The sequence below is a fragment of the Massilia sp. DWR3-1-1 genome (assembly GCF_049898325.1).
Classification (GTDB): Bacteria; Pseudomonadota; Gammaproteobacteria; order Burkholderiales; family Burkholderiaceae_D; genus JAFCUW01.
Window position 1 is genome coordinate 130,519 of sequence record NZ_JAFCXL010000010.1, and the last position, 24,286, is coordinate 154,804.

13 protein-coding genes are annotated in these 24,286 nt (G+C 69.9%); 9 read left to right on the top strand and 4 right to left on the bottom strand.

What is annotated here, in order from left to right:
- Nucleotides 1–25: 25 nt before the first annotated feature.
- Nucleotides 26–2,872: an ATP-binding protein gene (locus ACP7EY_RS12680; RefSeq protein ID WP_426194026.1), complete on the bottom strand. Its 2,847-nt coding sequence runs from the start codon at nt 2,870–2,872 to the stop codon at nt 26–28.
- A 259-nt stretch (nt 2,873–3,131) separates the two neighbouring features.
- Between ACP7EY_RS12680 and glpD the strand changes: the two genes are divergently transcribed.
- Nucleotides 3,132–4,697, top strand: coding sequence for a glycerol-3-phosphate dehydrogenase (glpD, locus tag ACP7EY_RS12685; RefSeq protein WP_426194028.1), 1,566 nt, complete (start codon nt 3,132–3,134; stop codon nt 4,695–4,697).
- A 26-nt stretch (nt 4,698–4,723) separates the two neighbouring features.
- On the opposite strand, the gene ACP7EY_RS12690 is transcribed toward glpD, so the two are convergent.
- Nucleotides 4,724–5,500 carry a YceI family protein gene (locus tag ACP7EY_RS12690; protein WP_426194030.1) on the bottom strand — a complete coding sequence of 259 codons (777 nt, stop codon included), beginning with the start codon at nt 5,498–5,500 and terminating at the stop codon, nt 4,724–4,726.
- Nucleotides 5,476–8,151: a M1 family aminopeptidase gene (locus ACP7EY_RS12695; protein WP_426194032.1), complete on the bottom strand. Its 2,676-nt coding sequence runs from the start codon at nt 8,149–8,151 to the stop codon at nt 5,476–5,478. Before ACP7EY_RS12695 ends, ACP7EY_RS12690 begins: the two co-directional genes overlap by 25 nt.
- A 178-nt stretch (nt 8,152–8,329) precedes the next feature.
- Here ACP7EY_RS12695 and ACP7EY_RS12700 point away from each other — a divergent pair, with 178 nt between their 5' ends.
- The 3 genes from ACP7EY_RS12700 (at nt 8,330) to ACP7EY_RS12710 (ending at nt 10,733) form a co-directional block, all read left to right on the top strand.
- On the top strand, nt 8,330–9,046 hold the full coding sequence (locus ACP7EY_RS12700; RefSeq protein WP_426194034.1) for a glutathione S-transferase family protein: 717 nt from the start codon (nt 8,330–8,332) through the stop codon (nt 9,044–9,046).
- Between the two features lie 25 nt (nt 9,047–9,071).
- Entirely contained in the window at nt 9,072–9,695 is a 624-nt protein-coding gene (locus tag ACP7EY_RS12705) for a glutathione S-transferase family protein (RefSeq protein ID WP_426194036.1), read from the top strand.
- A gap of 300 nt (nt 9,696–9,995) precedes the next feature.
- Complete coding sequence (locus ACP7EY_RS12710) at nt 9,996–10,733, top strand: autoinducer binding domain-containing protein (protein ID WP_426194038.1); 738 nt, start codon at nt 9,996–9,998, stop codon at nt 10,731–10,733.
- On the opposite strand, the gene ACP7EY_RS12715 is transcribed toward ACP7EY_RS12710, so the two are convergent.
- Entirely contained in the window at nt 10,708–11,016 is a 309-nt protein-coding gene (locus ACP7EY_RS12715) for a hypothetical protein (protein ID WP_426194040.1), read from the bottom strand. The two genes, ACP7EY_RS12710 and ACP7EY_RS12715, sit on opposite strands and share 26 nt — an antisense overlap.
- A gap of 149 nt (nt 11,017–11,165) precedes the next feature.
- On the opposite strand from ACP7EY_RS12715, the gene ACP7EY_RS12720 reads away from it, so the two are divergent.
- From ACP7EY_RS12720 to recD, 5 genes are all read left to right on the top strand, one after another.
- Nucleotides 11,166–11,753, top strand: coding sequence for an acyl-homoserine-lactone synthase (locus tag ACP7EY_RS12720; protein WP_426194042.1), 588 nt, complete (start codon nt 11,166–11,168; stop codon nt 11,751–11,753).
- Nucleotides 11,754–11,924: 171 nt separating this feature from the next.
- Nucleotides 11,925–15,023, top strand: a complete 3,099-nt coding sequence (locus tag ACP7EY_RS12725; RefSeq protein WP_426194043.1) for a CHASE domain-containing protein — start codon at nt 11,925–11,927, stop codon at nt 15,021–15,023.
- 97 nt (nt 15,024–15,120) lie between these two features.
- Nucleotides 15,121–18,561, top strand: coding sequence for an exodeoxyribonuclease V subunit gamma (recC, locus tag ACP7EY_RS12730; RefSeq protein ID WP_426194045.1), 3,441 nt, complete (start codon nt 15,121–15,123; stop codon nt 18,559–18,561).
- A complete protein-coding gene (gene recB / locus ACP7EY_RS12735) occupies nt 18,558–22,328 on the top strand; it encodes an exodeoxyribonuclease V subunit beta (RefSeq protein WP_426194047.1) in 3,771 nt (1,256 codons plus the stop codon). Before recC ends, recB begins: the two co-directional genes overlap by 4 nt.
- On the top strand, nt 22,325–24,274 hold the full coding sequence (gene recD / locus ACP7EY_RS12740; RefSeq protein WP_426194049.1) for an exodeoxyribonuclease V subunit alpha: 1,950 nt from the start codon (nt 22,325–22,327) through the stop codon (nt 24,272–24,274). The genes recB and recD overlap by 4 nt, the downstream gene beginning before the upstream one ends.
- Nucleotides 24,275–24,286 lie beyond the last annotated feature (12 nt).

Sequence of the window (24,286 nt, forward strand, 5' to 3'; positions counted from 1 at the left end):
GTCGAAGAGGGTCCATGGGGCGATTCTACAAGATCGGCGCGGGCGCCGTGCTGGCGCGCACGCCATGTACCGCCTCGTTCACGGCCGTCGCCAGCGCCGCCAGTTCGGCGTCGTTGGCGCCCAGCGCGCCCGCGCCGGCGCGCAGTTCCAGGCTGGCGGCGAGCTGTTGCAGGCGCGGCGTGGTGAGGTAGCCGGCACTGCCCTTGAGCGAATGGAAGGCATCGATGGCGGCGTTCTGGCGGCCTGCTTCGAGTGCGGCGCGCGCTTCGAGCAGGCGGCGCGGCGCTTCTTCCACGAAGGCGGCGCCGATGCGCCGCATCTGCGCCGCCGTCAGGCCTTGTACGGGGCGCAGTTGCACCGCTGCGACCTCGTTCGCTTCGTCCGCGGTGTGCGCTGCGTCCACGGCGTCGGTCGCGCCGGCGTCGGCGTCCGCGCGCCGCGCCTCGCCCTGGCCGGCGCCGCCACCGGCGTCCAGGCGGGCGACGGTGGCGTCGATCAGGCGATGCAGGGCCGCTTCATCGACCGGCTTGGACAGAAAGCCGTCCATGCCGGCGGCCAGGTAGTGCTGGCAGTCGGCCTGGCTGGCGTTGGCGGTCAGGGCGATGATGGGGATGGCGCGGTCGCGCGCCACGCCGGTCGCCGCGCCCGGCACCGCCTGGCCGGCGCGGATCAGGCGGGTGGCCTGGGCGCCGTCGAGCAGTGGCATGCGGCCGTCCATCAGCACCATGTCGAAGTCGGCCCCGGCCAGCGCGCGCACCGCCTCGACGCCGTTGTCGACGATGACGACGCTGTGGCCCATGGCGCCCAGCAGCGCCTCGATGATGATCTGGTTGGTGCCCACGTCTTCGGCGCACAGGATGCGCAGGCGCCTGCCGTGGCCGTCGGCGTGGTGGGGCGCGGCGCCGGCATCGCTGGCGTCGCCGCTGGCCGCCGCCAGCGGCAACACGACGTCAAAGCGGGAGCCGACGCCGGGCGTGCTGACGACGCTGATGGTGCCGCCCATCAGGCCGACGAGCTCCTTGCAGATGGCCAGGCCCAGGCCGGTGCCGCCGTAGCGGCGGGTGGTCGAATAGTCGCCCTGCTCGAATTTCTGGAACAGGCGCTGGCGCACCTCGCTGGCGATGCCGGGGCCGGTATCGTGCACGCTGAACACCAGCGGGGCGCCGGCGCCCGCGTCGGCGCGCACGCTGAGCAGCACTTCGCCCTGCTCGGTGAACTTGATGGCATTGCCCAGCAGGTTCACCAGTATCTGCCGCAGCCGGGTAGGGTCGCCCGTGACGTAGCGGGGCAGGTCGTGTTCGAGCGACGCGCCCAGCGCCAGCCCTTTCGCTTCTGCCTGGCCCTGCAGGATGGCGATGGCGTCGGCGCACAGGCGTTCGAGGTCGAAGCTGGTCGTCTCCAGTGTCAGCTTGCCGGCGTCGATCTTGGAATAGTCGAGGATGTCGTTGAGGATCACCAGCAGCGATTCGCCGCTGCGCAGGCCGATGCGCAGGTAGTCGGCGGTGCGCCCGCGCACGGCCTCGTCGCGCAGGCCCAGCTTGAGCATGCCGATGACGCCGGCCATCGGCGTGCGGATGTCGTGGCTCATCGCCGACAGGAAGTCGATGCGGTGGCGGCTGACCACTTCGGCATGCTCCTTGGCGGTGGTCAGCGCGGCATTCGCGCGCAGCAGTTCGTCGGTGCGCGCCGCCACCTTCTGTTCCATGCTGTCGCTGAGCAGGCGAATCTGGTCGGCCAGCGCGAACGCCAGCAGCAGGGCGTCGACGGTGCCGCCCACCAGCACGAGGATCTGCATATTGTCCTGGGCCGGCGCCAGCAGGCCCAGGTTGGTCGCCAGCACGTACAGGCCGGGCGCCAGCACGGCAATGTAGGCCAGCACGAAGTAGCGCGCCGGCTGGAAGCCGCGGCGCCACGCCACCACCCCGCACACGAGCGCGAGCAGCATGTAGAAGGCCAGCATGACGGTGGCCAGTTTGTGGGCCAGGGCGACGGCGAAAAAACAGCTGGGCAGCAGCAGCAGCGGCAGCACCAGGTTGATGCGGCTGAACGCGGCCAGGCGCGGCGCCAGCGTTTTCAGTTCCAGGAAGCGCAGGTAGAACAGGGTCGAGAACACCGGCAGCAGGAAAAACGGCACGTAGTGCAGTTCGACCATGCGCCAGCCGAACAGGTCGGCCAGCACGTTGAACGGGATCGCCCACGCCACCGCGTAGGTCAGCACGTACAGCGAGTAGTACAGGTAGGCGATGCGGCGGGTGAACGAGAAGATGAAAAAATTGTACAGCGCCAGCGCCAGCAGCGCGCCCAGCGCGGCGATGATGATGACGTTTTCGCGCGCCACCATGCGGCGAAAGTCGGCCTGCGGGCGCACCGCGAACAGGGGCGCGCGCACGAAGTACGGGCTGGAGAAGCGCACGACGAGGCGGTAACTGGCGCCGGGGCGCAGGCGCACGTCGTTGCCGTAGTGGAGCATGTAATCGTGGCCGGCCTGGTAGCCCGTCAGCACGCGCTCGGTGCTGCCGTCGGCGCCGTACAGGCGCGCCTCGACCTGGTCGATCAGGGTGTTGTTCGGATACAGCACCCAGCTCTCCAGCGCGCTGTCGTTGCGGATGGTGGTGACGAGCCAGTAGGCGCCGCCGGTGGAAGACACCGCCGCCGCCCGCGTGCGCCCGTCCATCCAGGCCGCCACTGCACCGGCATCGGCCGGGAACGCGCCGCCGTCGTCGCGCAGCAGCACGCCCGCCGGCAGCAGGTCGAAGCTGCCGGCCGCGCCGAGGCTGGTGACGGGCGCCGGCGCGGTGGCGGCGCCGGCGCCCGTCACCAGGCACAGCATGGCCAGGGCCAGCAGAAGTAAGGTGCGAAGGCGAAAACGCATGAAATCCTGTTCGTCGCGGCAGGGTCAGTCCCGCCAGCGCTGGTTGATGGCTGGCGCATGCCAGGCTTGGACCGCCGCCGGGGCGGCCGGTCCGCGCGTATTGCCAGCGCGTATTCTAAGGCAGAATCGACGCGCCAACCGCGCCCCTTTTGCGCCAGTCTGACGACGCGGCTTCGAATTGGCCACACCATGCGGGTTTGCCTGCGCGCGCTCCGGTGCACCATAATGGCGCCCTGGCGGTGGCAATGAGGAGGATGCAATGGTGGACAGTATCGATTGCGATGTGCTGGTGGTGGGCGGCGGCGTCAATGGCGCCGGCATCGCCCGCGACGCCGCCGGCCGTGGACTGCGGGTGGTGCTGTGCGAAAAGGATGACCTGGCCGCGCACACCTCGTCGGCCTCGAGCAAGCTCATTCACGGTGGCTTGCGCTACCTGGAACAGTACCAGTTCGCGCTGGTGCGCAAGGCCCTGGTCGAGCGCGAGCGCCTGCTGCAGTCGGCGCCGCACATCTCGCGCCCGCTCAGCTTCATCATGCCGCACGACAGCGGCCAGCGCCCGGCCTGGCTGATCCGCGCCGGCCTGCTGCTCTACGACGGCCTGGCCCGGCGCGCTTTCCTGCCGGCCTCGCGCGCCGTCGATCTGCGCCGCCATCCGGCCGGTGCCGCGCTGCAGGCGCGCTTCGTGCGGGGCTTCGAATACGCCGACGGCTGGGTCGACGACGCCCGCCTGGTGGCGCTGGCCGCGCTCGACGCGCGCGAACGGGGCGCCACCGTCCTCACCCGCACCACCTGCGCCGACGTGCGCCGCCACCCCCTGCACTGGACGGCGCAATTGCACGGCGGCGCCCGGCAGCGCCAGGTCAACGCGCGCTGCCTGGTTGACGCCAGCGGGCCGTGGGCGGGGCGATTGCTGGCGGCGGCCGGCGCGGCGGCCGGCCCGGCCACGCCGGCGCCGCGCCTGGTCAAGGGCAGCCACATCGTCGTGCCGCGCCTGTTCGACCATGGCGGCGGCTACATCTTCCAGCACCCGGACGGGCGCATCGTGTTCGCCCTGCCGTATGAACAGGCGTTCACCCTGATCGGCACCACCGATGTCGATTTTGCGGGCGATCTCGACGCCGTTGCCATTAGCCCGGCGGAAACGCTCTACCTGTGCGAGCTGGCCAATCGCTACTTTCGCGCCGGCGTCGGCCCGGCCGACGTGGTCTGGTCGTTCGCCGGGGTACGCCCGCTGGCGGCGGCGCCGGCGGCCAGCGCGCAGGCGGCCAGCCGCGATTTTCAGCTGGTCTGGGACGGCGGCGACGGCCAGGGCGCGCCCGTGCTGACCGTCGTGGGCGGCAAGATCACCACCTTCCGCACGCTCGCCGAGCAGGCCGTCGACCGCATCGCCGGCGCGCTGGGCAACGGTCACGGCGCCTGGACGGCGCAGGCCTGCCTGCCTGGCGGCGACCTGTTCGGTCCGGCGCCATCGCGGCGCGCCGTGCTCGAATATGATAGTTGGGCGGCGGCGATGGTGCAGCGCTACGCCTTTCTGTCGCCGGCGCTGGTGCGGCGCTACGGGCGCGCTTACGGCACCCGCATTCACCGCCTGCTCGAGGGCTGCCGCAGCGTGGCCGACCTGGGCCCGCAGATCGTCAGCGGCCTGTTCGCCGTCGAAGCGGACTACCTGATGCGTCACGAATGGGCGCTGTGCGGCGCCGACATCCTGTGGCGGCGCACCAAGCTCGGTTTGCACGTGGCGGCCGGCGCCGAGGCGCTGGTCGACGCCTGGATCGCCACCCGCGCGGCCGACGTGCCCTCGCGCCGCCTGGTCGAGCCGGCTTAGCGGCATCATGCCTCTGCGCCGTCGCCTTACTGCGGCATGCCGACGATCCGGTAGCGCAGTTCGAGCGTGTCCTGCACCGTCATGGCGCCGTTCATTACCGCCAGCGGCGTGATGCCGAAGTCGCTCTGGCGCAGCGTGAAGCTGCCGCTGGCGACCAGGCCATCCGCGCGCTGCTCGAGCAGCAGCGGTGCGGCCAGGGTGCGGGTGACGCCGTGCAGGGTGACCGACAGTTCGGCCACGGTCTGCGCCGGATTGAGCGCCGATGGTCGTGTCGGCGCCTTCACCTGCAGCGTCACCTCCGGATAGCGCGCGGCGTCGAGCACCCGCGTGAGCATGTTGTGGCGGGTGCCGGCGATGGCGTCGGCCGACGGCACCGTGTCCAGGCCCGCTTGCGCGCGCAGGGGTGCTTCGTCGACCACCATCTGGTCGAGCCGGAAGCCGAAATCGGCGCGTCCCGCCGCCGGCGCCATCGCGCCACTGATGGCGTGGCTGGCGACGACATGATCGTGGCCCAGCCGCGCCAGCGGGCCGCCGCGCCGCACCGTCGCCACGATCAGCGAACGGCCCGGATCGACGTTGAGCACGATGGTGCCGGCGGCGGCAGCCTGGCGGTACCACGCGGCGCTGGCGGCGGGCAGGCGATAGGCGTCGGCGCTGGCCGGTGGCGCCAGTGCCGGCACTGGTGGCGGCACTGGTGGCGCAACCGGTGGCGCAACCGGTGGCGCAACCGGTGCGCACGCCGCCAGTGTCAGCGCCAGCGTCAGCGCCGCGGCGCGCCTTACTTGCCGTGCTTGATCAGCCACTGGTCGATCTCCGGCAGGCGTTCGCTGCGCACCTTGATGCGGTAGTTGATGCCCGTCACCGCCGTTTCGGCGTCGCGGCGCGAGCCGGCGGCAAGGTTGGCGTTAGCGTAGGCCTGCAGTTTATCGATGGTGGCCGGCGCCGACGAGGTCGACGCCAGGCGCGGGAAGTAGCGGCTGCGCGAAGTGGCGTCGATGCGCTCGTTGACCTTGGCCAGGTTGGCCAGGGCGAAGTCGAAGGCCAGGTCGGGGTGGCTGTCGGCCACTTCGGCCAGCATCGCCGCGCTGTTGGTCACGCCCGGCTCGTCCGTCATCGCCAGTTCGAGCGCACGCCGCGCCAGCGTGGCGTCGTCGCTGGCGGCCAGCAGCGCGTACATGCGGTCCTTGATCATTGGCGATTTTTCAGCCCTGGCCGCGCTGCGCAGCGCGTCCCAGGTGGCGCCGTCGGCGTGCTGGGCGACGACGGCGGTGATGGCCTTGCGCAGCGGCGCCGGCATGCCCTTGCCGTCGGCGCCGGTCGCGCCCAAGGCATAGCGGCGGCGCGCCTCGGTGATGGTGGCCTGGTCGTTCAGGTTCGCCAGCGTCACCAGCAAGCGCTCGCGCAGGTTGGCGGCGGTGCCGTTTTCGCCGGCCGCGGCGTCCCAGCCCAGTTTCTGGAATACCGGCGCCAGGCGGGCGATGGCGTAGGCATCGAAGCGGCCCTGGCGCGCGGCGTCGCCCTTGTAATAATGGTGGATGGCGTTGAAGACGCCGGCGATGTTGCCCCACACCTGCGGGTCGGCGTCCATCCTGGTGGCGTCGGCCAGGTCGAGGAAGTTGGCCGCGCTTTGCATCCCGGCCAGCCCCAGCGACCAGCTGTCGGCCAGCAGGCCGATCTGGTCGATTGGCTGGAGCCGGGCGAATTGCGCCGCCAGCGGCGCGAACTGGCGCGGCGCGTAGAGGGTACGGTAGTAGCCGTTCTGGCCGGCGTTGACCAGCACCGGCGCGCAGCCCGGCACGTCCACGCTTGCCTTGCCGCCGACCACCATGGTGTGCACCGGACGGCTGCTGCCGACCGCCTGCAAGGTCACCGGCACGCGCCAGCGCAGTGACGCCTTGCCCGGCTGGTCGCGGCTGAATTCGCCCTGGCTCAGTTCGACCCGGGTGCTGCTGCCGCGGCAGGTGGCGCTGGTGACGGTAATGAGCGGCACCCCTGGTTGCAAGGTGAAATCGTGGGCGATGGCGCGCACGGGTTTGCCGGAGGCCTGTTCGATGGCGCTCCAGAAGTCGTCCGATACGGTGTTGCCGTAGGCGTGGCGGCGCATGTACAGGCGCACGCCCTTGCGCCAGGCGTCGGCGCCGACGTGGTCTTCCAGCATGCGGATCACCGACTCGCCTTTTTGATAGGTGATGTCGTCAAAGGCCTGGCTGGCCTGTTCGACGGTGGCGACATGCTGCACCACCGGATGGGTCGAGGCGATCGAGTCGCGCGCCATGGCGCCCTCGCGGATCGCGACCGCCGACAGCGCCGTGTTCCACTCGGGATGGAGCTGCGCCGTCATGCGGCTTTCCATCCACGAGGCGAAGCCTTCGTTGAGCCACAGGTCGTCCCACCAGCGCATGGTGACGAGGTCGCCGAACCACTGGTGCGCCATCTCGTGGGCGGCGATGGCAAACGCGTTCTGCTTGTCGGCCTGGGTCGAAATGGCCGGGTCGAGCAGCATCGCGTATTCGAACGTGAAGATGGCGCCCCAGTTTTCCATGGCGCCAAAAAACTGGCTGCGGCCGGGGGCGGCGACGTTGTCGAGCTTGGGCAGCGGGTAGGGCACACCGAAATACCGGTTGTATTCGTCCAGCAGCGCCGCCGAGGCGTCCAGCACGAAGGCCGCCTTGTCCTTGCCGCCGCGGGTGGTGATGACGCCCACTTCGGTCTTGCCTGCCATGCGGCTGGCCCGCTCGAATTCACCGAGGCCGAAAAACAGCAGGTAGGTCGACATCTTCGGGGTGGCGCCGAACTTGACCAGCTGGCGGCCATCGGCCAGGGTGGTGGTCGAGGCGGCCGGCATATTACTGACCGCCATCTGGCCGGCCGGCACGGTCGCCTGCAGGGTAAAGCTGGCCTTGTAGAACGGCTCGTCCCACGACGGGATCATGCGCCGCGCGTCGGAGTTTTCGAACTGCGTGTAGAGCGCGCGCTTCTTGCCGCCCTCGCTGTCGTAGTCGAGCGAGAACAGGCCGACCGCCTGCTGGCCGATCACGCCGGTGTAGTCGAGCGTGAGGCGGTAGCGGCCGCGCGCGAGCGGGCGGTCGAACTTGAAGCTGGCAGTCTGCGCATCGGCATCGACGCTCACGGTGGCGCTGCGCGCCATGGCGGCGCCGCCCAGTGCCACCACGCTGGCGCGCGCGAACGCCAGTTCGGTGGCGTTGAGGGTGATGGTGTCGGTCGCCGTTTGCACCTCGAGGTCGATGGCGACGGTGGCGGCAAAGCGGGCGTTGGCGGCGTCCGGCACCAGTGCCACATCGTAGTGGGTCGGGCGCACCCCGCGCGGCAGTTGCGTGGTCTGGCCGGCCGAGGCGGTGGTGCCAGGCGCGGGCGGCGCCGCCTGCGCGCTGACGGCGGGCGAGGTGGCGATGACGAGGGAAAGAACGGCGGCGGAGATCAGACTGCGTTGCATTGAATTCCTTGATGAAGGGAGCGGGGCGCCAGCCGGCATATACATACATGGTCCGGCTGGCCATTGTCAGGGGCACAAGGGAGCCAATCTAAAGAGATTCGGCACGCCTGTCAACGCGGCATGCGCGCTGTAATCGGGCTATCATCGCAGGCCAGACATCACCAAAACCGGGGACCCCATGATCGATCTGTATTCCGCTGCCACGCCGAACGGCCACAAAATTTCCATCGCCCTCGAAGAACTGCAACTGCCGTACACCTTGCACTCGCTGGACCTGCAGCAGAACACGCAGAAGCAGGACTGGTTCCTGGCGATCAATCCGAACGGCCGCATTCCCGCCATCGTCGACCGGGCCGCCGACAATTTCGCCGTGTTCGAGTCGGGCGCCATCTTGCTGTACCTGGCCGAAAAAACCGGCAAGCTGATGCCGTCCGACCCCAAGGGCCGCTCGCTGGTGACCCAGTGGCTGATGTTTCAGATGGGCGGGATCGGCCCCATGATGGGGCAGGCGAATGTCTTCTTCCGCTATTTTCCCGAAAAAATCCAGGCCGCCATCGACCGCTACCAGGGCGAATCGAAGCGCCTGTTCCGCGTGCTCGACCGGCACCTGGCCAGCCACGAATACCTGGCCGGCGACTACTCGATCGCCGACATCGCCAACTGGGCCTGGGTACGCACCCACAACTGGTCGGGGGTGGCAATCGACGATCTGCCGCACCTGCAGCGCTGGGTCGAGCAGATTCGCCAGCGCCCGGCGGTGCAACTGGGCCTGCTGCAGCCGCCGTCGGAGCGCGACCTGAGCCGCGCCAGCGCCGACAGCGCCGAGCGCTACGCGGCGGCGGTGCGCTCGATGGTCGAAACGGGGCAGTCCGGCAAGCCGGGCGCCGGTGTCTGAACGCAGTTCCCAGCGCGAGCCCCCCATGAAACTCTACACCAGCAGTTTTGCCCCCAATCCCCGCCGCGTGGCCATGTTCATCGCCGAGAAAGCCATCGCCGGCATCGAACCGGTCCTGGTCGACCTGGCGGCGGCCGAACACCGCAGCGCCCCGTTCCTGGCCAGGAATCCCTTCGGCCGCGTGCCCGCCCTCGAACTCGATGACGGCCGCGTGCTGTGCGAGACGCGCGCCATCTGCACCTACATCGAGGGCCTGCACCCGCAGCCGAACCTGATGGGCGAGGGCTTCGACGAACGCGCCTTCATCGAGATGGCCGACCGCCGCGTCGAGCTGCACCTGTTTGCCGGCATCGCCAACTGCGTGCGCCACACCCATCCGGGCCTGGCCAGCCTGGAACAGCCCCAGTTCGCCGACTTCGGCGCCTCGCAAGGGGAAAAAATGCGCGAAACGGCGCGCTGGCTCGACCAGGAACTGGCGCAGCACCCCTTCGTCGCCGGCGCGCGCTTCACGATCGCCGATATCACCGCGTATTGCGCGCTCGAGTTCGCGCGCGGCCTGATGAAATTCAAGCCGGGCGCCGAGGGTTTTTCCCACCTGCAGGCGTGGCGCGAGCGCATGGCCGAACGGCCGTCGGCCGCGCGCGCCTGAGCGGCCGGCGTCGCCCGGGCGCCCGCCCGGGCCATTCGCACGGGTTTTTCGCATTGTAACCACGTGTGTAACGCCGGCATTTCCCACGGCCAAACGGGGCTTTTCTTGCGTCGATGAAAAGCGGCGCCGACGCTCGTCAATACAAATGGAGGAAAGTTGCCGCAATCGCCATATTTTGACGATTTGTCACTGAATCATCATGCTTAGATGGTTTCTCTTATTATTTGATTTTTAGTTAAAGTTCCCCTACGATTTGTGATAGTCAGTGCAAGCCGACCCGGCTGACCCGAGGGGGGACATATGCTTGAGTTAGGCCAATTATTGCGGTTATTGGACAGTCATTCCGCCCCGCTCTGGAGCGCGGCGCTGTTCGACGTTGCCGATCAGCTGGGATTCGCGTCCGTGATGGTCGCGGTGTTGCCGTCCAAGCATGCGAGCTTGGAGAGTTCTTTCGTGCAAAGCAACTATTCGCCTGCGTGGCGCCAGCGCTACCAGAGCGAAAAGCTGCACACCGTCGATCCCACGGTACAACACTGCATGTCGAGCGTGCTGCCGCTGGTGTGGCAGCCCGATTCGTTCAGCCACAGCGCGCAGGGCGCCTTGTATGAAGAGGCCAGCAATTACGGGATTCGTTCCGGCATCACGTTCCCCATGCACGGCTGCAATGGCGAGGCGGGCCTGATCAGCTTCGCCAGCGACATGAAACCCGGTCCCGTCTTCAACGCCCAGTTGACCCATTACATGTCCGAACTGTCGCTGGTGCGCGACTATGCGTTCGAATCGTCGTTGCCGTTTCTGCGTGCCCACAATGCCGCCGAACCGGTACCGCACCTGACCCGGCGCGAACTGGAAGTGCTCAAATGGGTCATGGCAGGGAAATCTTCCTGGGAAATTTCGCGGATCACCGATTGCGCCGAGGCGACGGTGAACTTTCACATTTCGAACATCCGGCAAAAGTTCAACGTCAGCACGCGGCAGCAGGCGCTGGTCAAGGCCATCGCCCTTGGCATCATCAACCCAGAAGATCGCCATCGTTGAGCCGGCCATTCGCATACAGCCGCACCAGCAGCGCCACCGCCGGTGGCACGCCCAGCCCCGTCTCGAAACGGCTGCCGCTGGACTGGGTGACGCCGAAACGGGCCCAGAAGGTCGCCTGGCTTTCCCGCTTGCTCATCCGGAATTGCCTTAGTGCGACGGGACCGCTGACGCGCACCGTGCCGATATTGGCGATATTGGCGACATTGGCAGCGGCGCGCTCGTGGGCAGCCATCATGGACGATGGCGCTGCCGCCGCCCGCTGCATGTTCAGATCTTGTTCCATGTCATCTCCTGGTTGGGCTGGGGAAGAGGCAGTATTCCACCGGCGGCAACCGTTTCCAGCTATCACTTCTACTAGTTATGCAGGCGCAATATTAGGTGGATTCTTAATGCGCGCTGCATACACTTAACCAGACGGGGAGGGTTACAATTATGGCAATGCATATCCAGATCGCCGCTCGTAAGGATTTTCAGTCGCCGGACCTGTGGGAGATGCACAAACTGCGCGCCAAGGTCTTCAAGGACCGGCTGGGCTGGGAAGTGCCGGTGCTGGCGGGCATGGAGATCGACGGCTACGATGCCCTCGACCCGTTTTATATGATGATCCGCGAACCTGGCAAGGGCACCCTGCGCGGCTGCTGGCGCTTGCTGCCCACCGAGGGGCCGTACATGCTCAAGGATTCGTTTTCGCAACTGTTGCACGGCGCCGACGCCCCCGTCCATGCGCGCACCTGGGAACTGTCCCGCTTCGCCATCGAGACGGACCGCGACTCGCCGTTCGGCCTGTCGCAAATTACCATGGAATCGTTCACCGAGATGGTCTTGTACGGCCGCCTGCATTGCATCGACCGCTACGTCACCGTCACCACCACCGCGCTCGAACGGCTGGTGCGACGGGCCGGCGTCGTGGTCGAACGGCTGGGGCCGCCCGTGCAGATCGGCATCGAGCAGGCGGTCGCCCTGAGCATCGATGTGGACGCCACCTACCACGCGCTGTTCGAGCATGGGCTGGCCTCGTAAAGGGGAACGCAGCGGCCGGCTGCATGCGGGCCAGTGCTGTCTTTATTGCGATAGATCAAGTTAATGCCGATATCCAGTGTGACTTGCCGTCCGGACCCCATTTAATAGTATCCTTGCCGGGACCAGGCGGGCCTCGCGGCAGGCCCGACCATTTCACGTGAGGGGCACGCCATGACGCCAGCGACGCCAGCGAACACGCACCGGATGGGCCAGGCCGTGCGCGCCGCGGCGCGCCAGCGCCTGTGGCTGTGGGCGCCCGGCGTACTGCTGGCGCTGGTCGTCGCCGCGCTGGCCCATGGCGTGGCCGCGCGCACCGCGCACGACGACGCGCGCGGGCGCTTCGACAGCCTGGCGCGTGGCGCCCAGGCGCGGCTGACGGCGCGCCTGGCCAGCTTCGTCGACCTGGGGCGCGGCGCCGCCGCGCTGTTCCAGGCCAGCGACGGTGCCGTCTCGCGGCTGCAATTTCACCGCTATGTCGGTGCGCTCGGGCTCGAGCGCCATTTCCCCGAAGTCGAGGCGATGCGCTTCGCCGTCGCCATCGACGGCGCCGCGCGCGCGCCCTTCATCGACGCCGTGCGCAAGGACCGCAGCCTCGATCCGGCCGGCTACCCCGACTTCGACATCACGCCGCCCGGCCTGCGCGCCCGCTACGAAGTGCTCACCTTTGTCGAGCCGATGGCGCCCAGGCGCGAGCGCTTCGGCGTCGACCTGGCCAGCGATCCCGAGATCGGCCGTGTCCTCGAACAGGCGCGCGACAGCGGCGGCCTGTCTGCCACCGCCACCGCCTCCACCTCCGCCTCCGCCGCCACCGCGGGCACGCCGCTGTCGATCAAGCTGCCGCAGCCGCTGCTGCACCTTGGCATCAGCGTGCCCGTGTACCGCCAGGGCGCCGCGCCAGGCAGCGTGGCCGGGCGCCGCGCCGCCTACCTGGGCTCGGTGGGCGTGAGCGTGTCGGTCGCGGCGCTGGTGGGCGCGTTGCAGGGCCAGCTGGCCGTGCCGGGCCTGGAGCTGGCCCTGTTGAGCAGCAACGGCGAAGCGCCCGGCGCCGGCGTGCGCCCGCAGGTCGGCCAGGTTCACCCGTCTGCGCCGGCCGGCGCCTTCGAGGCGGTGTTGCCGCTCGATGTGCACGACCTGCCGTGGCAGCTGCGGCTGACCCTGCCCGCGGCCACCATGTACAACGCTTTTGACCGCAGCCTGCCGCCCGCCGCGCTGCTCGCTGGCCTGTGCGGCACCCTGCTGGTCTACGCTCTTTTTGTCCGCCTCTACTGGTCCGGCCGGCGCCAGGGCGACGCTCGCCTGCTGCTCGACACGGTGCTGCAAAATATCGATGCCCACGTCTACATGAAGGACAGCGAGCGGCGCTACACCTACGTCAATGCGCCGTGCGCGGCGGAGATGGGCCTGCGCCCGGAACAGGTGATCGGCCGGCTCGACCGCGAAGTGCTGCCTGCGGCGCTGGCCGACGACTACTGGGAGCGCGACCGCGCGGTGTTCGTCAGCGGCCGCCAGCAGGCCGGCCAGTTCGAATTTGTCTGCCGCGACGGCGCCGTGCGGCAGTTCTGGACCGTTAAGGTGCCGGTGCGGGCGACGCAGTCCACCGACGCCGCGGTGCACGCGGTGATCGGCCTGTCGACCGACGTCACCGAACTGCACGAGCTCAAGGCGCAGGCCGATGCCGCCAACCAGGCCAAGAGCAATTTTTTGTCGAACATGAGCCATGAAATCCGCACGCCCATGAACAGCATCATCGGCATGTCGCACCTGGCGCTGCAAAAGGCGGTCGACCCCAGGCAGCGCGATTACCTGGAAAAAATCCACCACGCCGGCGCGCACCTGCTGGCGATCATCAACGACATCCTCGATTTCTCCAAGATCGAAGCGGGCAAGCTGGAGCTGGAAGTGATCGATTTTTCGCTGCCGACGCTGATGCACAATCTCACCGCGCAACTCGAGGCGGCCGCCGCCGCGCGCGGGCTCGCGCTGGAAGTGGCGCTGGCGCCGGGCATCGCGCGTCAGTTGCGGGGCGACCCGGTGCGGCTCGAACAGGTGCTGCTCAATTTTACCGCCAACGCCATCAAGTTTTCCGAGCGCGGCGTGGTGCGCGTGACGGTGCGCGCCGCCGACGATGGCCACGGCGCCGCCGCCGCCGACACCGACACCGATGCCGATTGCATGCTGCGCTTCGAGGTGAGCGACCAGGGCATCGGCATGACGGCCGCCGAAATCGGCGCCCTGTTCGAGTCGTTCCACCAGGCCGACCCGTCGACGACGCGCATGTACGGCGGCACCGGCCTGGGCCTGGCGATCAGCAAGCAACTGGTCGAACTGATGGCCGGCACCGTCGGCGTGAGCAGCACGCCGGGGCAGGGCAGCACCTTCTGGTTCACCGCCCGCTTGCGCAAGGGGGTCGACTTTGCCCACGGCGAGGGCGAGCAGCCGGCGCCGGCCCTGCTCGACCATATCGCCGGCGCCCGCATCCTCGTGGTCGAGGACAACCTGTTCAGCCAGCAGGTGGTGCAGGAACTGCTGGCCGAAGCGGGCGCCGAGGTGGCGGTGGCCGCCAACGGCAAGGAGGCCATCGACCAGATGCTGCGGCGCCGTTTCGACTGCGTGCTGATGGACTTGCAGATGCCGGTGCTCGACGGCTTCGAGGCCACCCGCATGGTCCGCGCCGACCCGCGCCTGCGCGACGCCGTCGTCATCGCCCTGACCGCCAACGCCGCCAGCGCCGACCAGACGCGCGCGCTGGCGGCCGGCATGGATCAGTTCATTACCAAGCCGATCTCGCCCAAGCGCCTGTTTTCCCTGATCGCCAATGCGATCGATGCGCGCGCCACCGCCCCACGCGGCCAGAGCGAGCCGGCCGCCCGGCCCGCCGCCGGCGACGCCGTGTTCGACCAGGCCGCGCTGGCGGCCACCTTCAACGGCAACCCCGACAAGATGCGCAAGTATGCCTTGCTGTTTCTCGACGCCTCCGACGATGGCCTGCGCGACGTCGCCGACGCCATCGGCCAGGGCGACCTCGAACGGCTGGCCGGCATCGGCCACCGCCTCAAGTCGGCCGCGCGGGCGGTCGGCGCCTTCGACTTCGCCGCCACCTGCGCCCAGCTCGAGCAGCTCGACCAGCTCGCGCGCGGCGCCCACGCGCCCGCGCCGGCGCGCGCCGGCGCGGCGATCGCCGCCGCCGAATCGTTGCTGGCGACGCTGACGGCGCGGCGCACGCAACTGGCGCGCCAGATGCAGGCTGCCTACGCCGCCAGCGCAGCCTGAGCCGGCGGCATATCCGTGCCCGGGCCGGCGCCGCCGCGCCTTATAATGGTGGCGCCGCCTGCTGCCAGGGCGCGCATTGCCCTCAACTCGGAGCCCCATGTCCTCACCCGTCACGCCCGGCCTGCTGATCTTGCACGGCAACCAGATGGAATTGCTGCGCGCCGCCGTGTTCAGCTGGATGGCCCAGCACCCGCTGGCGCCGCTCGAAGAAGAAATCGTGCTGGTGCAGTCCAACGGCGTGGCCGAGTGGCTCAAGATCGCCCTGGCCGAGCAGAGCGGCGTGTGCGCCGCCACCCGGGTGGCGCTGCCGGCGCGCTTTTTATGGGAGGCCTACCGGGGCCTGCTGGGCGCCGACCAGGTGCCCAAGCGCTCGCCGTTCGACAAGGCGCCGCTGACCTGGCGCCTGATGCGGCTGCTGCCGGCGCTGGTGAACGAGCCCGTGTTCGCGCCCCTGCAGCACTTCCTGGGCGACGGCGACCCCGCCCGTCGGCTGCAACTGGCCGCCCGCCTGGCCGACCTGTTCGACCAGTACCAGGTGTACCGCGCCGACTGGCTCGACGACTGGGCCAACGAGCGCGACGTGCTGCGCGACGGCAGCGGCCAGGGCGCCATCGCCAGCCGCCCGCTGGCAGCCGACCAGTGCTGGCAGGCGCGCCTGTGGCGCGCCATCCGCGCCAGCTTGCCGGCCCAGCAGCGCGCCAGCGGCCGTGCCTATGTCCACCAGCGCTTCCAGGACGCCAGTGCCGCCGGCGCCGCGCCGGCCGGGCGCTTGCCACGCCGGGTGGTGGTGTTCGGCATTTCGGCCTTGCCGCACCAGAGCCTGCAGGCGCTGGCCGCGCTGTCGCGTTACTGCCAGGTGGTGGTGGCGGTGCCCAATCCCTGTCAGTTCTACTGGGGCGACATCATCGACGGGCGCCATCTGCTCAAGGCGGCGCACCGGCGCCAGGGCGCGCGCGGGGCCGACCTGTCGCACCTGCCGATCGAGGACATGCACGCCCACAGCCACCCGCTGCTGGCGAGCTGGGGCCGCCAGGGGCGCGATTTCATCCGCCTGCTCGACGAGTTCGACGGCGCCGCCCAGGGCCAGTTCGGCAATCTGCGGGTCGACCTGTTCACCGAGGAGCCGGGCGCGACCCTGCTGGGCCGGGTCCAGGCGGCGGTGCGCGACTTGCTGCCGTTGTCGGAGCACCCGCTGGCGGGGCAAGCGCCGACGGCGCCCGCGGCGCCCGACCGCTCGGTCGAATTTCACATCGCCCACAGCGCCCAGCGCGAAGTGGAAATCCTGCACGACCAGCTGCTGTCGTGGTTTGCCGGCGACCCGGGTCTGCGCCCGCGCGACATCGTCGTCATGGTGCCCGACATCGACACGTTTTCGGCGGCGATCCACGCCGTGTTCGACCAGCACCGCCGCCACGAGGCGCGCTTCATCCCGTTCGAGATCGGCGACGTCAAGGACCGCAGCGTCAATCCGCTGCTGGTGGCCCTCGAATGGCTGCTGCGCCTGCCGCAGCAGCGCTGCCGCCAGAGCGAAGTGCGCGACCTGCTCGACGTGCCGGCGCTGGCCGGGCGCTTCGGCCTGGGCGCCGATGACCTGCCCATCGTCGGCCGCTGGATCGAGGGCGCCAGCGTGCGCTGGGGGCTCGACCAGCAGCACCGCGACGGCCTCGGCCTCGGCTCGGCGGGCGAACAGAACGCCTGGATTTTCGGCGTGCGGCGCATGCTGCTGGGCTACGCGGTGGGGAACGGCGCCAGTTTCGACGGGGTCGAACCGTACGCCGAGGTGGGCGGGCTCGACGCCGCGCTGGCCGGCTCGCTGGCCCAGCTGATCGAAACCCTGCTGGCGTATCGGGCGGTGCTGGCCGAGGCGCGCACCCCGTCTGCATGGGCACAGTGCGCGCGCGCCTTGCTGGCCGCGTTCTTCGACGGCCAGCACGATGATGACCGGCTGACCCTGGCGCAGCTGCATGGCGCCCTGCAAAGCTGGCAGGAGACCTGCGACGAGGCCGAGTTCGACGAAGCGGTGCCGCTGGCGGTGCTGCGCGAAGCCTGGCTGGGCGCGCTCGACGAGCCCACCCTGAACCACCAGTTTGTCTCTGGCGGCGTGACCTTCTGCAGCCTGATGCCGATGCGCGCCGTGCCGTTTCGGGTGGTCTGCCTGCTGGGCATGAACGACGGCGATTTCCCGCGCCGCGCCAGCCACAACGATTTCGACCTGCTGGCGCTGCCCGGCATGGCGCGCCCGGGCGACCGCTCGCGGCGCGACGATGACCGCTACCTGATGCTCGAAGCGCTGCTGTCGGCGCGCGACAAGCTGTACGTCAGCTGGGTCGGCCGCAACGTGCGCGACAACAGCGAGCAGCCGCCGTCGGTGCTGGTGTCGCAGTTGCGCGACTACCTGCTCGCTGGCTGGGCCATCGAGCCGGACGCCATCACCACCTTGCACGCGCTGCAGCCATTTAGCCGCCGCTATTTCGAAGAGGGCGGCTTGCGCAGCTACGCCGCCGAATGGAGCGGCGCCCACGACGGCGCGGTCCCGGCCATCGCGCCGCAGCCGCTGCCGCCGTACGAGCTGGAGGCGGGCTACCAGCTCAAGCTGGGCGAACTGGCCACCTTCGTGCGCCAGCCGGCGCGCTACTTTTTCCGCCGCCGTCTCGATGTGCGCTTCATCGACGACGACGCCCTCGGCCAGGACGAGGAGCCGTTCGGCTTCGACGCGCTTGAGCGTTACGCGCTGGAAGACAGCCTGCTCGACGACAGCGCCGGCGACGACAGCGGCGCGCTCGATGACGCCGGCGCCAGCGTGCGCGCCGCGCTGGCGCTGCGCGCCGGCCGCCTGGCGCGCGAGGGCATCCTGCCTATAGGCCTGCGCGGGCAGATGTGGCAGGACGACCTGGTCGAGGCGCTGGTGCCGGTGCGCGCCGCCTGGCTGCGCCAGCTGGCGCGCCTGCCCGAGCGCGCGCCCAAGCTGGCGCTGAGCCTGCGCTTCGGCGAAGTCCGCTTCGACGACTGGATCGACCGCCTGCGCCGGCGCGGCGATGAAACCGCGTGGCTGATGCAGATTTCCTCGAAGGTGCTCGACAAGGCGGGCAACCCGCGCGCCGACAAACTGATCGTGCCGTGGCTGCGCCAGCTGGCGGCGGCGGCGGTCGGCCATCCCGTGGCCGGCTGCCTGGTCGCGCGCGACGCCGTCGTCGAGATGGCGCCGCTCGAGCAGACGGCGGCGCTGGCGACCCTGACCGCGCTGGTGGCCTTATGGCGGCGCAACCTCGACGCCCCGCTGCCGGTCGCCTGCCTCAGTTCGCTTACCTGGCTGGCCGGCGGCGACCCCCGCGCCACCTACGAAGGCGGCTACCAGATGGCCGGCGAGGTCGAGCGCGAGCCATGCCTGGCGCGCCTGTGGCCCGATTTCGCCGCGCTGTCCTCGCACAGCGAGGCCCTGCCCACCGCCGAAGCGCTGTATGCGCCCCTGCTGGCGTGGATCGAACAAGATATCGCCGTGTCGCCCTTGAACCGGCCCGGCACCATGGGCCAGTCATGAACAAACCTGTAGCACCGCAGATGCCCGCCAGCGAGGATCTCGATCCCTTGCGTTTTCCCCTGCATGGCAGCCGCCTGATCGAAGCGAGCGCCGGCACCGGCAAGACCTGGACCATCGCCGCCCTGTACGTGCGGCTGGTGCTGGGCCACGGCGGCGAGCGCGGTTTTGCGCGCCCCTTGCTGCCGCCGGAAATCCTGGTCATGACGTTCACCCGCGCCGCCACGCGCGAGCTGTCGAACCGGGTGCGCCAGCGGCTGGTCGACGCGGCGGCATATTTTCGCTTCGACGAAAGCGAAAATACGCGCGATGAAAAACTGTTCGACCCGTATCTGCAGGCCCTGCATGACGCCTTCGACGGCCCGGGCGAACGCCAGCAGGCGGCCCACCGCCTGATGCTGGCCGCCGAAACGATGGACGAGGCGGCCATCTTCACCATCGACGCCTGGTGCCAGCGCATGCTGCGCGAGCACGCCTTCGATTCGGGCAGCCTGTTCGACGAGGAACTCGTGCCCGACGAGCGCGCCCTGTTCGAGGACGCCGCCCACGATTACTGGCGTCAGAACGTCTATCCCCTGAACAGCCACGCGCTGGCGGCCTTGCTGGGCTGCTGGAGCGACGTCGGCGCGCTCAAGGCGGGCGTGCGCGAGCTGGTGGCGCGCGCCGGCGCGTTCAACGGCGCCAACCCGGACGAAAATCTGGCATCGCTGATTGCCCGCGCCGAGCGCGCCATGCAGGAGCAGCTGGCCGGACTCAAGGCCGGCTGGGCCGAACGGGCCGACGCCATGGAGCAGTGGATCGCCGCCCAGCGCGCGCAGGCGCCGAAGTGCTTCAATGGCACCAAGATGCGCGCCGACTCGCTCGTGAAATGGTTCGACGCCCTGCGCGCCTGGGCGGGCGACCCGGGCCAACTGGCGCCTGCCCTGACGCCGGCGGCCTGGAAACGCCTGACCCCGGAGGGCATCGAGGACGCCTGCACGGCCGGGGTGCAGTTGCGCGCGCCCGAGGCGTTCGACGCCACCGCCGCGCTGCAGGCGGCGCTGGCGGCGCTCGAGCCGGTCCGGCACGCCATCATCGGCCACGCGGCCACCAGCATCGCCCGCCGCATGGCGCAGTTAAAGGAGCGCAGCGGCCAGTTCGGCTTCGCTGACATGCTGGTGCGCCTGAAGGCCGCCCTCGAAGGACCCAACGGCGCCGCCCTGCGCGCGCGCATCACCTCCCAGTACCCGGTGGCGATGGTCGACGAATTCCAGGATACCTCGCCCGAGCAGTACGCGGTGTTCGACCTGTTGTACCAGGTGGCCGACAATGATCCGGCGCGCGGGCTGTTCCTGATCGGCGACCCGAAGCAGTCGATCTACGGCTTTCGCGGCGCCGACATCCACAGCTACCTGGCGGCGCGGCGCGCCACCAGCGGCCGCCACTACAAGCTGGGCACCAATTACCGCTCGACGGCGGCGCTGGTCGAGGCCGTCAACCAGTTGTTCCTGCACGCCGAGGGACATGCCGACGGCAGCCATGCCGGTTTCGCCGCCGGCGCGTTCCGCTTTCGCCGCGAAGGCGACAACCCGCTGCCGTTCGACGCCGTCGCTGCGGCCGTTCAGGCGCAGCGGCTGGTCGGCGTGGCCGGTCCCGGCCAGGCGCTGGCGATCGCCACCTGCGACGGCGAGGCGCTGGCGGCCGACGCCTACCGGGCCGGGTTCGCCGCCCAGTGCGCCGAGCATATCGTCGGCCTGCTCAACGACAGCGCGGTGGGCTTCGAGAAAAACGGCGAATTTACCCGCATGGCGCCGGCCGATATCGCCATCCTGGTACGCGACCGCCGGGAAGCGGCGGCGGTGCGGCGCGCCCTGATGGCGCGCCAGGTGCGCAGCGTCTACCTGTCCGACCAGGACTCCGTCATCGACAGCGTCGAGGCGGCCGACATGCTGCGCTGGCTGCACGCGGTGGCCAGTCCGCAGGACGGCGCGCTGGCGCGGGCGGCCTTCGCCACCGGCACCGCCGGCGTGGCCTTGCCGGCGCTGGCGCGCATGGCGGTCGACGAGCTGGCCTGGGAGGAGCGCGTGGAGCAGCTGAAAAACCTGCACACCATCTGGCAGCGCCAGGGCGTGCTGGCCATGCTGCGGCGCTTCATTCACGATCTGGGCCTGCCGCCGAAATTGCTGGCGCAGGCGGGCGGCGAGCGCCGCCTCACCAATTTGCTGCACCTGGCCGAGCTGCTGCAAACGGCCAGCCGCGCCCTCGATGGCGAGCAGGCGCTGATCCGCTGGTTCAGCGAGCAGCAGGCTGGCCTGGGCGAGGGCGGCGACGAGCGCATCGTGCGGCTCGAAAGCGACGCCGAACTGGTCAAGGTGGTCACCGTGCACAAGTCAAAAGGGCTCGAATACCCGCTGGTGTATCTGCCGTTCGCCGTCAGCGCGCGCCGCACGGACCGCCGCAATCGCAGCTTTTTCGAATACACCGACGACGCCGGCGCGCGCCATCTCGACCTGGGCCTGGGCGACGAGGCGATGGCGGCGGTCGACCAGGCGCGCCTGGAAGAAGACCTGCGCCTGTTGTACGTGGCGCTCACCCGTGCGCGCCACTTCCTGTGGCTGGGGGTGGCCGCCATCGCCGCGCGCAAGGCCGGCGAAAACCGCTTGCACGAATCGGCCTTCGGCTACCTGGTCGGTGGCGGCGAACGGATTGCCGCCGACCAGCTCACGCCGCGCCTGGCACGGCTGCGGGCGCTAAGGGCGACGGCGTCGGCGCACGCTGACGCCAGCGCCGCCATACCGATCTGGCTGCTGGCGAGCGCCGCCAGCGCCGACGCCGAGCGCGTCACCAGCCTGGCGCGCAGCCAGGCCGAGGCGCCCTTGCGGCCGGCGGCGCCGTTCACCGCCCGCTTCGAGCGCAACTGGTCGGTCGGCTCGTTCACCTCGCTGAGCCGGCCCAGCGCCGCCGCGCCGATGCGCGCGCTCGAGGCGACCTTGCTGGAAGAGGCGCCGCAAGGGGACGCCGGGGCAGCGCCGGCGCGGTTGGACGAGGCTCCCTGGCACCGATTCCCGCGCGGCTCCGTGCCCGGCAATTTTCTGCACGAGCAGCTCGAATGGATGGCGCAGGATGGCTTCGCGTGCGTGCGCGCGGCCAATTTCGACAGCCGCCTGGCGGCCCGTATCGAGCGCGCCGGCTGGGGCAACCGCCAGGACGACGCCATCGCCTGGCTGCGCCTGGTCGCCAGCACCGCGCTGCCGCCCCTGCAGGCGGCGCTGGCCGATCTGCGCGCGGTGCTGCCGGAGATGGAGTTCTGGTTCCCCAGCGACCATCTCGACGCGGGCGCCCTCGATCGCCTGTGCAGCGCCCATCTGCTCGACGGCGTGCGCCGGCCGGCCCTGCCGCAGCGCCAGTTGCACGGCATGCTCAAGGGCTTCGCCGACCTGGTGTTCGAGCACGAGGGACGCTACTGGGTGCTCGACTACAAATCGAACGCGCTGGGCGGCGCCGACCAGGCCTACACCCGCGCCGCCATGGGCGCGGGCATGGCGGCGCACCGCTACGACATCCAGGGCGCCATCTACCTGCTGGCGCTGCACCGGCTGCTGCGCAGCCGGCTGGGCGCGGCCTACGACCCGGCGCGCCAGCTGGGCGGCGCCATTTTTCTGTTTTTACGGGGCATCGCCAATCCTGACACGCGCGGCTGCTACCTGCTCGCGCCCGACCTGGCGCTGCTTGACGGCATCGACGCCTTGCTTGGCCTGGCATCCTCACCTGCATCGGAGAACCCCTGTTGAATACCCAGTGTGAGGCGCTGTGGCGCGAAGTGGCCGTGCTGACCGAGGCGGGCGCGCTGCGCCGCCTGTCGGGCGCGTTCGGGCGCTTCGTCGGCGCCATGCAGGTCGGCAGCGGCGGCGCACCCAGCCCCGCCAGCGCGCCGCTGCTGCTCGCCTGCGTGCTGCTGTCGGAGCTGGAAGGGCGCGGTCACAGCTGCCTGATGCTCGACGAACTGGCGGCCGATCCGTGCGCCCTGATGGGCTGGACGGCGCAGCAGTGGGCGCCGCTGGCGGCCGCCGCCGCGCCTCTGCCCCGGCAGACCAAGGGGTGGATCGCGGCGCTGGGCGGGGCCGGCCAGGTCTGGCAGGCCGGCCAGTTCGATTACGACCAGCCCCTTGTGCTCGACGGCGAGCGCCTCTACCTGCGCCGCTACTGGCGCGACGAGACGCTGGTGGCGGCCGCCATCGGCGCGCGTGCCCGCATCCGCCGGCCGGTCGACAGCGCCACCGTGAACGGCTCGCTGGCCCGGCTGTTCGATGGTGACGGTGCCAGTGCAGGCGCCGTTGACGATGGCCCCGACTGGCAGCGACTGGCCTGCGCCATCGCCGTGCGCGGCGACGTCGCCATCATCACCGGCGGGCCTGGCACGGGCAAGACCTACACGGTGGCACGCCTGCTGGCGCTGCTGCTGGCGGGGGCCGAGGCGGGCGCGGCGCCGCTGCGCATTGCCCTGGCCGCGCCCACCGGTAAGGCGGCGGCGCGGCTGAAACAGTCGATCGACAAGGCGATGGCAGCGCTGGTGGCGCGCATCGACAGCGGGAGCGGCGCGTTCGACCTGAAACAGCAGGCCGAGCTGATCGGGCCGGCGCGTACCCTGCACAGCCTGCTGGGCGCACGGCCCGACACCCGCCTGTTCGCCCACCACCGCGCCAATCCGCTCGAAGTCGACGTGCTGATCGTCGATGAGGCCTCGATGGTGCACCTGGAGATGATGGCGGCCCTGCTCGACGCCTTGCCGGCGGGCGCCACCCTGGTGCTGTTGGGCGACAAGGACCAGCTCTCCTCCGTCGAAGCGGGCGCCGTGCTGGGTGACCTGTGCGAACACGCCGAGCAGGGCGGTTACGACGAGGCCACCCGCGCCTACGCCGAGGCGGCCGCCGGCCAGGTGCTGCCGCCGCGCTACCTGGGCGCGGCCGGTGCGTTGGCCCAGCAAACGGTGATGCTGCGCCACAGCCACCGCTTCGGCGGACCGATCGGACGCCTGGCGCTGGCGGTCAACCAGGGCGACGTCGCCGTGGCCGAGCAGGTGCTGCGCGAAGGGGGCGAGCAACTGGCATGGATCGAACAGGCGCGCCAGGAACAGGTGCTGCAACTGGCCGTGGACGGCTACCGCGCGTTTCTTGAAATCCTGGACGGGGCGCCGCTGGCGGTGCTGCGCGCTTTCGAACAATTTCGCTTGCTGTGCGCGGTGCGCGAAGGTGAGTGGGGTGTGGCCGGTCTGAATGGCGCCATCGAAGCGCGGCTGGAGGCGGCGCGCCTGATCCGCAAGAGCGGTGAATGGTATGTGGGCCGCCCCGTCATGGTCACCCGCAACGACTACGGCACCCGCGTCTACAACGGCGACATCGGCGTGACCCTGAGCGACCCGCTCCGGCCGGCGTCCCTGCGCGTGTATTTTCTCGAGGGCGACGAGGTGCGCAGCGTGCTGGCGACGCGCCTGCGCCACGTCGAGACGGCGTTCGCCATGACGGTGCACAAGTCGCAGGGGTCGGAGTTCAGCCACACGGTGATGGTGCTGCCCAAGGCGGGCGGCGCGATGCTGGCCAGGGAACTCATTTATACGGGGATCACACGGGCGCGCCAGCGCTTCACCCTGGTCACGCCCAGCGGGGCCGTGCTCGGTGAAGCGATCGCCCGCAAGACCGAGCGCGCCAGCGGACTGCGCGCGATGCTGGCGCGCGGCTAAGCACCACGGCGC